Here is a 14327-nt window from a genome sequence, read left to right as displayed (position 1 = left end):
TATTCGGGCATTTACACCGCCCAGCTCCAGGGTGAATCGACAAAATATGATATTGAGAATAACGCCGTAACGCTCATTTCAAACGTTCTCAATGCTTACTGGGGTCTCGTAAACGCCCGTGAATCCCTGTATGCCCTCGAGCTTTCACGGAGCCAGGCTGACAGTCTTCTTGCATACAACCGGAAAGGTCTCGAACTGGGAGTTCTCACTGAATCCGATGTCCTCGAGGCACGGAGCGCTCTTCTCTCACGGGAACAGGAGATACTCGATCAGAGAAACAGAATACGCGAGATAGAGGACGATCTGAAGAGGATTCTAAACCTCACCGCCGGTGATAACGGAACGATGCGTATTATCCCGACCGACAAGCTCGATATCCCCACAATCGAGCTCGATGACCGTCAGGCGATAGATGATGCCCGTAAATACCGTCCGGATTACCTGATTGCGCTTACAACGATAAAACAGAATGAGCTGCAGCGCGATGTCGCAAAAAATTCTTCACTCCCCGACTTGAAACTCAATGCTTCATATCAGATAAACAGCTCCGGTACGACTGTAAGCAAGGACCTGAGCGATCTGAGCGACGCCCAGAAGTATGGGTGGGATATCGGGTTGACACTGAGCTATCCGTTTAAGAACCGTAATACGAAAGCGGCTCTGGAAAAACGGCAGATTGACCTGAGACGGTCACAATTAAGGCTCGATGAACTTGAAAACCAGATGCTCACCGAAATCAGAACCAGTATTAGAAATGTCCAGATGAATCGCGAAAAACTGGATGTCGCCGCTCTTACCGTCGAAGTGAACGAGATGAAACTGAAGAAGGAAGAAGAACGCTTCCGTAATCAGCTTTCGACAAGCTACCTTGTACTCCAGTATCAGAAAGAGCTGGCAACCACACGGTATCAGTATCAGAAAGCTCTTATGGATTATACCATCTCGATCCTTGAATACCAGCGGTCCAAGGGAACACTACTTTCGGATCATAATGTAAATATCATACCAAACGCAAACTGATCTTTTCGGGGAGGAACTATGGCGGTTCAGAAAAAAAGGAAGAAACGGCTCATAAAAATAATCGCAGGATTAGTCGTTGTAATCATTATTATCTTGCTTGTCGGCAGATCAGTAGCGCGCGGCAACAAGGTGCAGGAAATAAAAACGTCCAAGGTCCAGATCGGCAAGGTGGTTGAAAAAATTACCGAAACAGGAAATATCGAACTTCTCCGGACGGTTGAGGTCAAGTCAAAAATCGCCGGCACTGTTACCACGATCAATGTAAGGGAAGGCGACTGGGTTCATGAGGGACAGATTCTCTGCGTGATCGATCCCGACCCGAATCAGACGCTCCTCCTGTTCCAGAAACGCTCGGCTGTTGACCGGACAAAAATCGAACTCGATCGTTCACGGAAGGAGCTGGAACGTACGAAAGAGCTTGCAAAAACCTCCATGGTGAGTGATAAACAGGTGGAAGATGCCGAAAATGCAGTCCGTATCGCTCAAAACGCTTATAGTCTTTCGAAACTCGAGCTGGAAATCATGGAACGGGAAATCGAAACAACCGGTTCGGGTACCGAGGAAAGAATTGTTACATCCAAGGTCCGGGCGCCTCTCGCCGGTGTGATTACCCAGCGGTATATAGAGGAAGGCGTGCTCGTGACATCAGGTATCAGCTCGATGCTCTCCGGAACGAATCTGTTTCAGATAGGCGATCCCTCGACGATGATAATCAGGGCCAACATAAGCGAGGTTGACATCGGCAAGGTTTTTGTCGAGGCTCCTGTGGATATCATGCTCGATGCGTACCCCGACACATCGTTTGCCGGAAAAATACGGCATATATCGCCGGTGGGCAAGCTTCAGCAGGGTCGAAATGTTATATCGTTCAATACCGAGATCGAAATTATCGACAAAGACCCACGGTTAAAACCGGGAATGAGCTGCGATGTCGATGTCATCATCGCCAAGGTTGACAGCGTCCCCTTCCTTCCACTCGAATCGGTGTATGAGAAAAAAGATGGTACAAAGGAAGAAGGAAACCTGACCCTGAAAAATATCATATATCTGAAAACAAAACAGGATTCCACAAAGGTTGCTAAGAAAAAAAGATTTGCGATGTTTAAAAAAGATAAGAAGGACCCATTTAAGGATTTCGATGAAAAAGAAATTGAGATCGGCATCAAATCGGAAAACCGTGTCCAGGTAATCGCGGATTACGACACCACAACGGTTGTTGCACTCGATGCGGAAAAATTCTTCAAGGACCTCGAGGCAAAAAAGAAAGCCGATGCGGAAAAGAAGAAAAAAGAAAAGAAAAAATAAAAAATCATAAATAAACTATCAGTAATTATGAACCGTCAATAAACAGTATTCTGTAAAAGTTCAGTGTAATCATATCAAGAGCAAAAATCCCACTGTTTACAGATATAAAGGTATAAATATCAATGATAATTCTTGAGACAATAGCCCTCGGAATAAACCAGCTTCGGGCTCATAAACTCCGCGCAATGCTCTCCATTCTCGGTATCCTCATCAGTGTGGGAAGCGTCACCGGAATCATATCGCTCGGCGACGGACTCCGTAGGGTTGTCACAGAGCAGTTCCAGAAATCCGGCGGCCCGAACAACATCCAGGTCCGTTCCCCCAATCAATGGTACCGTAACCAGAAAGGGCGCTGGGTGCAGCGCAACTGGGAGGAATACCTGGAAAACCGTGATATCGAATCATTACGCCAGGCATCACCCCATGTGGAATATGTCGTTCCGATTATCTATATGGACAGAGATGTCCGGTATCATAATGCAACGTCATCTGCCCGTATAAGAGGCTCGAACGAGCATCATTATAAAATCGAGAACTGGGAAATCGACAAAGGCCGGTACATTTCGGAGGCCGATGTGATAAGCGCCTCGAAGGTGGCGGTTCTCGGTTCCGAGCTGGCGAAGGATCTCTACGGCTCGGGAAACCCGATAGGGAAAGAACTGAAAATCAGCGGTGACCGATATATGGTTATCGGCGTGTTGAAGCAGTTCAAGTTTTTCGGGGGGACAAACGAACGGCATATGATTATCCCGTACACAACAGCTCAGAAACGGATATTCGGTAATGAAAGGATAAACAGGCTGTTTGTCTATACCGATAAACCTGAAAATGTCGAAGAGGTCGCTCAGCAGCTCCGTTATGTCATGCGCCATAACCATATCCATGCAGATGATTTTGAAGTGAGTACGGGTGAAAGCCAGATCGAGCAGTTCAACCGTGTCGTATTCATCCTCAAGGCGGTCGCAGGAGGAATCGCCGCCATATCGCTGCTGGTCGGCGGGATCGGGATCATGAACATCATGCTTGTCTCGGTCACTGAGCGAACGAGGGAAATCGGCATCCGTAAAGCTCTCGGAGCAAAACGGCGGACGATACTATTCCAGTTCATTCTCGAGGCTGTTGTACTGTGCCTCTTCGGCGGCGGTCTCGGCATACTGTTCGGGATCGCACTCGGTAAAGGGCTGTCGAAATACATAATGTCGGTGACACCGGTACCCTTCGAAAGTATCGTGTCACCGGGACTCATGATGTTCGCAGTTATTTATTCGGCTGTCATCGGTCTCTTTTTTGGCGTGTATCCCGCATACCGCGCCTCAAAAATGGACCCGATCAAGGCGCTCAGTCACGAATAAACGACGGAACCGGAGAAATCGGGGACATTGGGTTTTATTGAATAGGATGCTGAATACTCCATCTGCAAGGTACCTGAAGAGGGCTGTGAAAAAGTATATTTTTCACGAGCCCGATAGTGAAATGTATTGTTTCGGTTCTGTCAAGTGCATGTAAATCGGCACTTCGTGCCGACCCTTGACAGCTTATATCCACACTTACCGACATTATCACAAAACTTTTAAAGAAAGTGTTTTGCATATCGGGTGCAACTAAAATGGAATTCATAAGTGTAAAACCATAATCAGCAGACAGGACTATCAATGACAATTTTCGAACCAATTGTGGTCGGTTTTTCACAACTCAGATCAAACAAGCTGCGGAGTATCCTCAGCCTCCTCGGCATACTCATCGCTGTCGGCTCGGTAACCGGTATCGTATCCATTGGCGAGGGTCTCCAGTACGCCATTACCGGTGAATTCAGCCAGATGGGTGGTTACAGCATGATATGGTCATGGGCGCCGGACAGATGGTACAGGAATGCAAGCGGTGTTTGGGTCCGTCGTAACTGGGAAGAATTCATGACTAATCAGGATGTTAAAGCGATACAGGCAGAAACCGACAAGATCGAATATATTATTCCTACCAGATGGGGTATTAATGTGGGTGGCTCGGAATCGAATATGAACTATCGCGCTGCATCCACATTCGGCACTATTATCGCCACGTCAATCGACTTTCCGAAATCCGAAAACTGGAAGATTGCATCGGGCAGATTTCTCAACACGGTCGATATGATAAACAGCACCAAGGTCTGTGTGCTCGGGGATCAGATTGTCAAGGATCTCTTTGGTGATTATGTTGACCCTGTCGAAAAAGAGGTCGCAATTGGAAATGCACGCTATACCGTTGTCGGAGTGATGGAAAAAAAGGAATTTTTCGATAACGATTACGACAACCGGGTTATGATCCCCATGACAACCGCTCAGCGCAGGATATTCGGTGATGACCACATCGATTTTATTACCGTGAAGGTCAAGCGGCCCGAGGATGTTTCTGAAATTGCCGATACCATGAGACGGGTATATAAAAGAATTCATGAGCACGGCGATGAATTCAATATCAGGACCGGAGATGCCGCCATGGAGGAGATAAACAGGGTTCTTATGATCATGAAAGCGGTGGCTGGAGGAATCGCGGGGATTTCCCTGCTGGTAGGCGGTATCGGTATCATGAATATCATGCTTGTCTCGGTAACCGAAAGAACCCGTGAAATCGGCATCAGAAAGGCTCTCGGAGCGACACGGTCGAATATTCTTCACCAGTTTATCGTTGAAGCGGTGGTGCTCTGTCTTTTCGGCGGAATGCTGGGAATCGGTCTTGGCCTGCTTTTCGGAAAGGTGATCTCACTCTATATTTCAAGCATCACCCACATGACATTTCTCAGTGTCATTTCACCGAAACTAATGATGATTGCCGTTGGATTTTCACTGTTTGTCGGTCTTACGTTCGGGGTTTACCCGGCATGGAGAGCATCACGGCTCGATCCGGTGGAAGCACTGCGGTATGAATGAAATGTCACCTTATGACCTTAAAATTGTATTATATTAAGGATTCACGTTACTGCCAGTAGAATTCACAGATCAGCTTTTATCATGGAAGTGTTTGACGATTTATTGGGATGAATGAGTCTCATACGGAAATCAAAAATATACATTGTACAGGCGACTGTACTTTTAACGCAGCCTGGAATAAATAAACCAAAGAGGAACTAATGCTTATTGAAATGCAGAACATCACCAAAAAATATGAAATCGGCGAAGAGACAGTACATGCCCTCAGGGGTGTGAGTATGACGATTGAAAAAAATGAATATGTTGCAATAATGGGCCCGTCCGGCTCAGGTAAATCAACGCTCATGAATATACTCGGCTGTCTCGATACTCCTTCCGAGGGTTCATACATCCTTAATGGCAAAGCGGTATCGGAAATGACCGATGACGAGCTTGCCGAGGTCAGAAACAGGGAGATAGGCTTTGTATTCCAGAACTTCAATTTACTCTCCCGTTCGGACTCTCTTCACAATACCGAGCTCCCCCTTATCTATTCGGGTGTATCGAGAAAACAACGCCGCGACATGGCGATTGCGGCCATGGGAGCTGTCGGCCTAGGCGAACGTATGCACCACAAACCAAACGAGCTTTCGGGAGGTCAGCGTCAGCGTGTAGCTATTGCGCGGGCGCTCGTAAATAATCCTTCCATCATCCTTGCCGATGAACCCACAGGGAATCTGGATTCGAAGACAGGCGAGGAAATCATGGAAATATTCGAAAAACTCCATGAGAAAGGTAATACCATCATTCTCGTCACACACGAGCAGTATATCGCCGAACACGCCAACCGTATCGTGCATATTCTTGACGGTAATGTCAATTCCGATAAAATGACCGAAAACGCGGTAAGACGGGCCAACGGTAACGGGCGAAAATAAGGTCTGTTTGGCATCGGGATCGAAGGTATTACGATATACGACGGAGATATTCTTTTGAAAGGACGGTTCACTTTTCAGGTGAACCGTTTCCATATGCAGTGATCATGTAAATCCGCTGATAAATTCTCATTCTTCGATCTTAAAACGATAGGGTATTATCACCCAGTATTCCATTGGTTTGTCGTCTTTTTTTGCGGGAATGAATTTTGTCGCTTTTGCGGCTTCGATGGCGGATTTGTGAAAAATACCGGGACCGCTTATCACTTTGACCGAATCAACAATTCCTTCCTTTGTTACAAGCACTTCTACAAGAACCGAGCCCTCCTCCCTGACAGGCTGACCGGTGAACGGATCGATCGGGTACTCAGGCTTGACATCCGCGATTCTTACCGGTAACTCCAGAACAGGAAAGTGTTTCACATTTTTTTCTTCTTCATCCGCTCCTGAAATAGGAACGAATTTGACCGGAGGACCATCGGGATAGGAATCCAGATTGAGTTTCGTATCCTCTATGGTGACGTTGTCAGGCAGTATTTCATCCGCTTCCATCGGCATACCCGAAGTAACGAACGGTTTGGACGGCGCAGGGCTGCTCACGGTATGGCGGGTTTTAGGTATGTCCTTGATGAGAACGATCACAGGGGGTGTATCGATTCTCTCCTCCGAGACCTTATGTTCCGGAAACGGCACTGTAAGAAGAACAAACGTGACGATACAAGATACCGCAAGGCTCAGAAAATAAATTCGAGGGGATTTCTTGTGTAAATCCGCATATGGTACTTTAAAACCGACTGTCGATGTATTCATGTCATGTAAAGGCTTCAGGAAAAGCACAGATTGAATTAAGGCAAGCTGTTCAATGCCCGCACAATTCGCTCATTTTTATGTAATTATTATATTCCCCGAATGTACTGTTTTAAAAAAACTCATTACGGTGATTTTTCAGAAGCGCCCCGGTTGAAAAATTCCCGTTCTGCTTTTTCATCCTCTGTCTCCGGCTTTTCAAGATGCCAAATGAACTGCTGGGCGCTCGAATGCCATGTTTCATCCTTTAACGCTATCCTGAATTCATCGAGGGCTTTTTCCTTTTCACCCTGTTTCTGGTAATAGTCGCCTAAAAGAATGCGAAGTTTCCCGTCCGAGGGCGCCATCCTGATACCATCCCGGATCAGGGCAAGGCTTTCGTCTGTCTTCCCTTCCCGCATGAGAAGCTCGGCAAGTTTCCCGATGAGGTCGACATCCTTGGGAGACCGTCGGTGCTGTTCCGTAAGAACCCACACGAGTTGTCCGGTGTTGCCGCTTGCCCGGTATAGCTCCTGAAGCTGAGTAAGGGCTTGCATATCGGTGGAATCGGATAGAGCAAGCTGACGGAGATAGACTTCGGCCGATTGTTTGTCATCGAGCTGCAGGCTTGCCTGAGACGCTGCTTTCAGGGCGCTGATATCTCCGGGACGTTTTTCCGCCGCACGGGCGGCGAGGTCCCGTGCAAGCTTGATATCTTCGAGCGAGGCCGCAATCGCGGATGCCCGCATCAATGTGTCGTATGAATCATCGCCCTTTTCAATGAGCATCATATATGCGTCCAGAGCATCCTTTTTCTCCCCCAGATAATATCTGATGCTTGCTATACTTGAAAGAATCGAACGATCATCAGGTTTCAGACGATACATGGTTTCGTACATTATGAGCGCCGAATCGTAAACAGCGGCCTCATAATAGATTCTTGAGAGCATTGCGGCAGAATTGAAGTGTTCGGGATTGAGTTTCAATGAATTGAGAAATTCCCGTTTAGCATAATCGGGTTTGTCCATTTTCATGAGAAGATCGGCGAACGAATAATGAACCTGGAATACCGTGTCATTATAAGCGATTGATAACTCGTAATTTTTTAAAGCTTCCTCATTATCGCCGTTGTTCTTGTATTGAACAGCGAAACTGAAATGCTTTTTTGCCTTTTCAAGGGAATCGGCTCTGCTTGTTTCGGCTGCATGAACCCATGATGACATACAAATAATGTAAGCCATACTGCACGCCACAACATATATGTTCATGCTTTTCTTCATATCAGGTCAGGCCTTTCAATAAATTTTAACGTCCGCAGTATACAATGGTTCCGATAAGATCAATGTTCGATAATATAATACGTAATTATTCATCATAAAAGGAGTAATACAACGACGCTTACACGACGAAGTGTTTTTTATGTTATCGAACTTCCATATGCTGTCTGAGTTTATCTGTATCGAAGGGGACATATCCAAAAAATATCAATAAAAATATCTTGCCTCTTGGAGATGTTTTTAGTATGAATTGTGTGCTCGGAAATTGACGGCTATAGTGAAATGAATATACGGAATGGAAATGTATCATCGATTATCAATACGGATTCCATTATAGCCGCTACCGATGTCAAAACCGGGAAGAAACCACATTTATCAAATCCTTTGACATAGATGAGGTATTGGTATGACGTTTAAAGCTATACGAATGATAGCCCACGGAAGAGTTCAGGGAGTTGGATTCAGATTTTTCGTAAGGGAACGTGCTGTTCCTTATGGTGTAAAGGGATGGGTAAAAAACCTTCCGGACGGCACAGTCGAAATCCATGCCGAAGGCGAGGAAGAGCAACTGCAGGTGTTTATCACGGAAGTGGAAGATGGCCCTACATTCGGCCGTGTTTCAGAAATTGACTCGGAATGGGTGGAACCCAAATATACATACAATAATTTCAGCATCGTATTCTGAAATGGAGTGATAATGAATCTGAAAAGCAGTCTCCGTGAAGTTCCAGATTTCCCGAAACCCGGAATCAATTTCATCGATATAACCACACTTCTCAAAAATCCACAGGCCTTTGCCGAAACAGTAAAGCTTCTGGTCCGGTCGGTTCACGGTTCAGATATCAACGCAGTGGTTGGAATCGAAGCGCGGGGATTTATTTTTGGCGGAGCAGTGGCGAAAGAACTCGGTGTGGGATTTATTCCCATCAGGAAGCCCGGTAAACTGCCTGCCGCAACAATACATGAAAGTTACGAACTTGAATATGGAACCGACTCCATTGAAATGCACGCCGACGCCCTTGCCAAAGGGGATCGTGTCCTCCTGCTCGATGATCTTCTTGCAACGGGCGGAACCATGAAAGCCGCCGCGAGTCTTATTGAAAAGGTCGGAGCCGAGGTTGTAAAAATCGCTTTTGTCGTTGAGCTCACCTTTCTGAACGGCAGGGACAAGCTGGCGGGTTACGATGTCATATCCCTGGTTACCTACTGACTGAGATGCTCACTGCTCGTGCAATTCCCCTGACTATGTATTCCCGGTTCAGGCTCGCACTCCTGTCTGGAGTATTCCGATCATATGAATAATTCTGTACATGAATCTCTTGAAGCGCTTCGCGGTATACTTCGATCGATCCGGTCGTCCACACCGGGCATGGTTTTCCCGCGGGACGTCGCCGCATCATCCGATATCAGAACCGGGTACATAGACGGCCTCCCGGTCCGCCGTCTCGTCATAACACTGCGCGCCCCCGGATGTTCCTGGGTGAAAGCCGGCGGCGGATGTACCATGTGCGGTCATTATGCCGGAACGACACGCGGAGCGCTGCCGTCCGCAGACGAATTCGTCTCGCAATTCCGTACAGAGATATCCCGGTATGATCCCGGTGACATTTCCGTTCTTTCAATTTACAACTCGGGTTCGATGCTCAATCCCGATGAAATCGGATTCGATGCGCTCAAACGCATATTCATGGATATCCGAAGACTTCCGGCCATAAAAAAAGTCGTGCTCGAAACAAGAGCCTGTTATGCCGACCGTGCGGTCATCGGTGAACTGCTCGATATACTCGGGCCGGACCGTAGACTCTTCATAGCGATGGGGCTTGAGACTGCCGATGACCTGAAACGGGAGCTCTGTGTCAACAAGGGGTGTACTGCGGAGGAAATCAGGGTTGCAGTCCGCATGGTGAAAGGACTCGCGGGAGTCCAGCTTTATGTTCTCTCGGGACTCCCTTTTCTCACCGAACGTGAAGCGCTCGACGATACCATTCAATCGCTGCGGTTCGCTCACGAGATGGGAGCCGATGAAATCCATATCGAGCCGGTAACGCTCCAGCGGTATACCCTTGTAGAACTGCTCTGCCGGGAGGGACTGTTCAGGCTTCCTTCGCTCTATACGCTCTATGAGGTTTTACGGGCGGTGGTTCCTGAAATCAGGCCCTATGTGAGTCCGTTCCTCCATATGCCCCGGCCCGCCATGATTCCGGAAGGATGCCCCTCATGCACGAACAGTCTTCTGGATGGTCTGCTGAACAGGTATAATATCTTCAGGGACAGACAATCGCTGGAATATGACTGGTGTACGTGTATCCCGGCATGGAGAGAACGTCTCGATGAAACGGACGAACGCCCGCTTGCATCCCGCGTTATGGAGACACTGGATATACTTGCCGACAGAGTGGCTCCATGAACATCAGGCGATACTTCATGGAGGACTGGCTCGCCTCCAACAAGGATTCATGCCCCTATAACCTCGGCGAGAGCGGAATGCCCGACATACGGGTGGGTGAACTGCTCGAACGGTGCGGAGAGTCCCCGGATTCGCTCGCTTCCCTTATCCTCAAGGATCATGATACACGCGGGACCGAACGCCTCCGTCACGCGATACTCTCCACCTGCGTGAATGATGACGATGTCGAATTCGGGAACATCACGGCTACGACGGGAACGAGCGAGGCGCTGTTTATCCTCTTCAACCTTCTCATGGACGGCCGTTCATCGGTCGTGGCGCCGCGGCCTTCGTTTCAGGCGCTCTATGACGTCCCCCGCGCGCTTGGCGCCGATGTACGGTTCTATCGCCTCGACGACGAAAACGGCTTCCGGCCCGATCCCGATGAGGTGTGCGGCCTTATCGACGATACAACCGGTGTAGTGGTCATCAACAGTCCTCACAATCCATCGGGTGTCATCATTCCCTGCGACACAGCGGAATCCATCATCAGGAAAGCGGCAATCCACGGCGCCACAGTCCTTTCCGATGAACACTACCGCTTCCTGCCCTTCGAGGGCGGATGGCCGTTGAGAACGCTTGCGCGCCCCGAAGAAAACGTGGTGGCGACAGGCTCGATCACCAAGTGTTTCGGGGTGAACGGCCTCAGAATTGGCTGGATCATCGCCCCTGAATCGCTTATCGGCAGGATTCGTGATTTCCGTGACTACCTCACTCATACCCTTTCACCGCTGAGCGATTACTGTGCGGCTCTCGCGCTCGAGCATGCAAGTGCATTCATTAATCCGGCGCTTCATGTGCTTCGGGAAAATGCATCCCTGTTGAGCAATATGACTATGCGGACACCCGGTCTTTCGCTCGTGATGCCGGAAGGGGGGATCGTTGCGTTTCCGCGGTTTGAATACCCTGTTTCAAGCGATGATTTTGTTCAACGGCTTATAGGGCGATATGGCGTTTTTGTGCTCCCGGGAAGTTCTTTCGAGGCTGAGAACCATGTGCGGATCAATCTCGGGCAGGACCCTGCCCTGTTCCGTGAAGCGCTCAGCCGTATCCACGATTTCTGTATCGGTCAGGAATCATGATGATGAAAATCGGATTTTCATACAATATCAAGGACTCCTCGACAAAAGGCACGGATGCCCATGCCGAGTACGAGACACCCGAGACCATCGAGGCCATCCGTGAAGTCCTCAGACGGTCGGGAGATGTTGTTCTCCTGCCCTGCGACAGGCATTTCCCCGCGCGGATTCTCGCGGAAACTCCAGATATCGTGTTCAATATAGCGGAAGGATATGGTGGACGCGACCGTGAATCGTATGTCCCGGTCATGTGCGAGATGCTCGGAATACCGTACACCGGTTCGGACGGAACAACGCTCGGTCTTACGATGGACAAGGCATTGACCAAACGCCTTGCCCGTGACGCAGGAATTCGGACAACAGACTTTATCGTTTATAACGATCCTCCTGTCGAACCGCCGCCGTTCGGATTCCCCGTCTTTGTCAAGCCGCTCATGGATGGTTCGAGCCGTGGGATTTCACGTGAATCGCTCGTCATAGACATGGAGTCGCTTGTTCTGAGGGTCGGGGTAATCAACACAGAATACGGCCAACCGGCGCTTGTGGAGCCGTATCTCGACGGACGGGATTACTGCGTGGGACTACTGGGGAATAATCCACCTGAGATTTTACCCATATGCGAAGTTCTCCTCGGACATGAGGATAGCATACCCTTTTTCAGCTTCGAATACAAACGCCGCGATACCGACCGCCTCGATTTCACGCCTCAGACACCCGGAAGCATGCTCCATGAAATGGAAATCATGGCGCGTACCATATGGGATATCCTCGGATGCCGTGACTATGCGCGGATGGACTTCAGAACCTGCCCGGATGGGAAACCGTACCTTCTGGAAGTCAACGCTCTGCCCGGTTTGTCGCCCGTATCGGGGATTTTTGTCAGACAGGCTGCCGAAACCAGCATATCTTTTAAAGCTCTCATTGAAAAAATCATGGAACGGATCCGGAGCTGGTGACATTAAAAATTACACAGATATATGTGATTCTTTTAACGGGATATTACATTGGAGTACACCATGAACGGAATGTTTGAGAACGCCCGGAGTTTTCTCGATGGTTCGTGGTTCTTATCCTATGTTACCGTATTTTCCGCCGGTGTTCTCACAAGCTTTACCCCGTGTGTTTATCCCATGATTCCGATTACAATCGGGGTTGTCGGCGGGCAGGAAAAGAACGGGCGGCTCCATGCATTTATCATCTCGTCAGCATATGTTCTCGGCCTCGCCCTGACGTATGCAGGGCTGGGAATCGTCGCTTCGCTTACCGGAAGTTTTTTCGGAAAAGTCAGCACTCACCCCGTTACATTGCTTGTTGTGGCGAATATCATCCTGTTGTTCGGGTTGTCGATGCTCGATGTTTTCACGCTGCCTCTGCCCCGGTTTTTTTCACAGAGTCAGGTAGGTACGAACAAGCGCGGCATCCCGGGAGCATTTATGATGGGAATGGCGACAGGTCTTATCATGGCTCCCTGCACGACGCCGATGCTCGGTGTACTCATGACATATGTGGCAACGAAGCAGAATGTCCTGTTCGGCGCGACCCTCCTCTTTACATTTGCCATGGGTATGAATGTGCTCCTTCTCCTTGTAGGCACGTTCGCAGGACTCGTCACCGCACTTCCAAAGTCGGGGATATGGATGGTCAGGGTCAGGAAGATCATGGGATTCTTACTGATCGCTGCCGGGGAATACTTCCTTATTCAGGCCGGCAGAGTGTGGTTACATTAGACGACAGACGATGAAAAACAACATCAACCTTTTTTCCATAAATGATATATCTTCCGGCTGTATTTTGGGGGGGGCTTTACCCTGAATTCGTGGAATATCTTTTTAATTACCGTACATTTTTAATTTTTAATATGATTCGGTATCATTATCTTATTATCAACGAGTGAAACGATCACACATATCATATTATTTAAAGGTAAATGAATGTCAAATACACCAGAGGATTTGAAAATTTCATGTGAATTCAACCCGGACCCGGGAGACATCGCATTGGTTTCCCAGGCGCTCAGAACTTCCACGGATGCTCAGGCCGGCCCGAGAAATTTTACTAAACTCGGTGTCTTCAACCGTGATAATAATGGCGGCATCAACGCCGCTCTCATAGCCGATATTGCGTGGAACTGGATGTTTATCGACTTATTATGGGTACACGACTCTCTCCGTCACCAGGGTATCGGTTCACGGCTCATGCGCAGGGCTGAAGAGGAAGCCCGGAAAAAGGGCTGTGAGTATGCGTATCTCGATACATTCAGTTTCCAGGCCCGGCCCTTTTACGAGCGCCTCGGATACGAAGTATTCGGAATGCTCGAGGATTATCCGAATGGACACAAGCGCTATTTCATGAAAAAAACGCTGAAGGAGAAATAATAAAGGCCGAATGAACTACCCGTAGATAGTTGCGAGTTATCTGATAAGGCCCCCTAACCCTCAATCCCTTTCCCCCTAAAGGGGGCAAAGGAAGTCACCGCGACGCCGGTAGTTACCTGCCCCCGATACGGGGAAAGGTGTCACAAAGTGACGGAAGGTGGCTTTTTACCACGACGTAAGCGTCGAGGAATTCTATCGATCAAAACGGCGAAGTCATTAAGT

14 protein-coding genes are annotated in these 14327 nt (G+C 48.5%); 12 read left to right on the top strand and 2 right to left on the bottom strand.

The genetic code is table 11. The annotated features are described in order from the left end of the window. The 5 genes from LLG96_07330 to LLG96_07310 all read left to right on the top strand — a co-directional run. Positions 1-1020: TolC family protein (locus LLG96_07330; GenBank protein MCE5250016.1), on the top strand; the 1020-nt coding region annotated here is incomplete at its 5' end. A gap of 18 nt (positions 1021-1038) precedes the next feature. After that, complete coding sequence (locus LLG96_07325; GenBank protein ID MCE5250015.1) at positions 1039-2325, top strand: efflux RND transporter periplasmic adaptor subunit; 1287 nt, start codon at positions 1039-1041, stop codon at positions 2323-2325. 122 nt (positions 2326-2447) lie between these two features. Further along, complete coding sequence (locus tag LLG96_07320) at positions 2448-3677, top strand: ABC transporter permease (GenBank protein ID MCE5250014.1); 1230 nt, start codon at positions 2448-2450, stop codon at positions 3675-3677. Positions 3678-3977: 300 nt separating this feature from the next. Further along, entirely contained in the window at positions 3978-5228 is a 1251-nt protein-coding gene (locus LLG96_07315; GenBank protein ID MCE5250013.1) for an ABC transporter permease, read from the top strand. 200 nt (positions 5229-5428) lie between these two features. Further along, positions 5429-6145 carry an ABC transporter ATP-binding protein gene (locus tag LLG96_07310; GenBank protein MCE5250012.1) on the top strand — a complete coding sequence of 239 codons (717 nt, stop codon included), beginning with the start codon at positions 5429-5431 and terminating at the stop codon, positions 6143-6145. A gap of 126 nt (positions 6146-6271) precedes the next feature. On the opposite strand, the gene LLG96_07305 is transcribed toward LLG96_07310, so the two are convergent. Continuing rightward, positions 6272-6952: a TonB family protein gene (locus LLG96_07305; GenBank protein MCE5250011.1), complete on the bottom strand. Its 681-nt coding sequence runs from the start codon at positions 6950-6952 to the stop codon at positions 6272-6274. 122 nt (positions 6953-7074) lie between these two features. Continuing rightward, positions 7075-8196, bottom strand: a complete 1122-nt coding sequence (locus LLG96_07300) for a hypothetical protein (GenBank protein ID MCE5250010.1) — start codon at positions 8194-8196, stop codon at positions 7075-7077. 415 nt (positions 8197-8611) lie between these two features. Between LLG96_07300 and LLG96_07295 the strand changes: the two genes are divergently transcribed. The 7 genes from LLG96_07295 (at position 8612) to LLG96_07265 (ending at position 14105) form a co-directional block, all read left to right on the top strand. Further along, the gene (locus tag LLG96_07295) at positions 8612-8890 is read left to right on the top strand and encodes an acylphosphatase (GenBank protein MCE5250009.1); all 279 of its coding nucleotides are present in this window, start codon (positions 8612-8614) and stop codon (positions 8888-8890) included. A 12-nt stretch (positions 8891-8902) separates the two neighbouring features. After that, on the top strand, positions 8903-9415 hold the full coding sequence (locus LLG96_07290; GenBank protein MCE5250008.1) for an adenine phosphoribosyltransferase: 513 nt from the start codon (positions 8903-8905) through the stop codon (positions 9413-9415). An 84-nt stretch (positions 9416-9499) separates the two neighbouring features. Further along, a complete protein-coding gene (locus LLG96_07285) occupies positions 9500-10612 on the top strand; it encodes a hypothetical protein (protein MCE5250007.1) in 1113 nt (370 codons plus the stop codon). Beyond that, positions 10609-11733 (top strand): aminotransferase class I/II-fold pyridoxal phosphate-dependent enzyme, encoded by a 1125-nt coding sequence (locus tag LLG96_07280; GenBank protein MCE5250006.1) that lies wholly within the window; start codon positions 10609-10611, stop codon positions 11731-11733. Before LLG96_07285 ends, LLG96_07280 begins: the two co-directional genes overlap by 4 nt. A 2-nt stretch (positions 11734-11735) precedes the next feature. Continuing rightward, positions 11736-12686 (top strand): hypothetical protein, encoded by a 951-nt coding sequence (locus LLG96_07275; GenBank protein MCE5250005.1) that lies wholly within the window; start codon positions 11736-11738, stop codon positions 12684-12686. 60 nt (positions 12687-12746) lie between these two features. Then, positions 12747-13457, top strand: coding sequence for a sulfite exporter TauE/SafE family protein (locus LLG96_07270; GenBank protein MCE5250004.1), 711 nt, complete (start codon positions 12747-12749; stop codon positions 13455-13457). A gap of 204 nt (positions 13458-13661) precedes the next feature. Beyond that, a complete protein-coding gene (locus LLG96_07265) occupies positions 13662-14105 on the top strand; it encodes a GNAT family N-acetyltransferase (GenBank protein MCE5250003.1) in 444 nt (147 codons plus the stop codon). The last annotated feature ends 222 nt before the right edge of the window (positions 14106-14327 follow it).

It is taken from the genome of bacterium, assembly GCA_021372535.1.
Taxonomy (GTDB): Bacteria; Latescibacterota; Latescibacteria; order Latescibacterales; family Latescibacteraceae; genus JAFGMP01.
The sequence above is the reverse complement of the archived record's forward strand: the minus strand, read 5'-3'. Positions and strand labels throughout refer to the sequence as shown.

Bases quoted from the DNA above. Each gene is read 5' to 3' on its own strand.
- LLG96_07320 (MCE5250014.1), top strand. From the start codon at position 2,448: ATGATAATTCTTGAGACAATAGCCCTCGGAATAAACCAGCTTCGGGCT.
- LLG96_07300 (MCE5250010.1), bottom strand. From the start codon at position 8,196: ATGAACATATATGTTGTGGCGTGCAGTATGGCTTACATTATTTGTATG.
- LLG96_07275 (MCE5250005.1), top strand. From the start codon at position 11,736: ATGAAAATCGGATTTTCATACAATATCAAGGACTCCTCGACAAAAGGC.
- LLG96_07285 (MCE5250007.1), top strand. From the start codon at position 9,500: ATGAATAATTCTGTACATGAATCTCTTGAAGCGCTTCGCGGTATACTT.
- LLG96_07310 (MCE5250012.1), top strand. From the start codon at position 5,429: ATGCTTATTGAAATGCAGAACATCACCAAAAAATATGAAATCGGCGAA.
- LLG96_07270 (MCE5250004.1), top strand. From the start codon at position 12,747: ATGAACGGAATGTTTGAGAACGCCCGGAGTTTTCTCGATGGTTCGTGG.
- LLG96_07295 (MCE5250009.1), top strand. From the start codon at position 8,612: ATGACGTTTAAAGCTATACGAATGATAGCCCACGGAAGAGTTCAGGGA.
- LLG96_07325 (MCE5250015.1), top strand. From the start codon at position 1,039: ATGGCGGTTCAGAAAAAAAGGAAGAAACGGCTCATAAAAATAATCGCA.
- LLG96_07265 (MCE5250003.1), top strand. From the start codon at position 13,662: ATGTCAAATACACCAGAGGATTTGAAAATTTCATGTGAATTCAACCCG.
- LLG96_07280 (MCE5250006.1), top strand. From the start codon at position 10,609: ATGAACATCAGGCGATACTTCATGGAGGACTGGCTCGCCTCCAACAAG.
- LLG96_07290 (MCE5250008.1), top strand. From the start codon at position 8,903: ATGAATCTGAAAAGCAGTCTCCGTGAAGTTCCAGATTTCCCGAAACCC.
- LLG96_07305 (MCE5250011.1), bottom strand. From the start codon at position 6,952: ATGAATACATCGACAGTCGGTTTTAAAGTACCATATGCGGATTTACAC.
- LLG96_07315 (MCE5250013.1), top strand. From the start codon at position 3,978: ATGACAATTTTCGAACCAATTGTGGTCGGTTTTTCACAACTCAGATCA.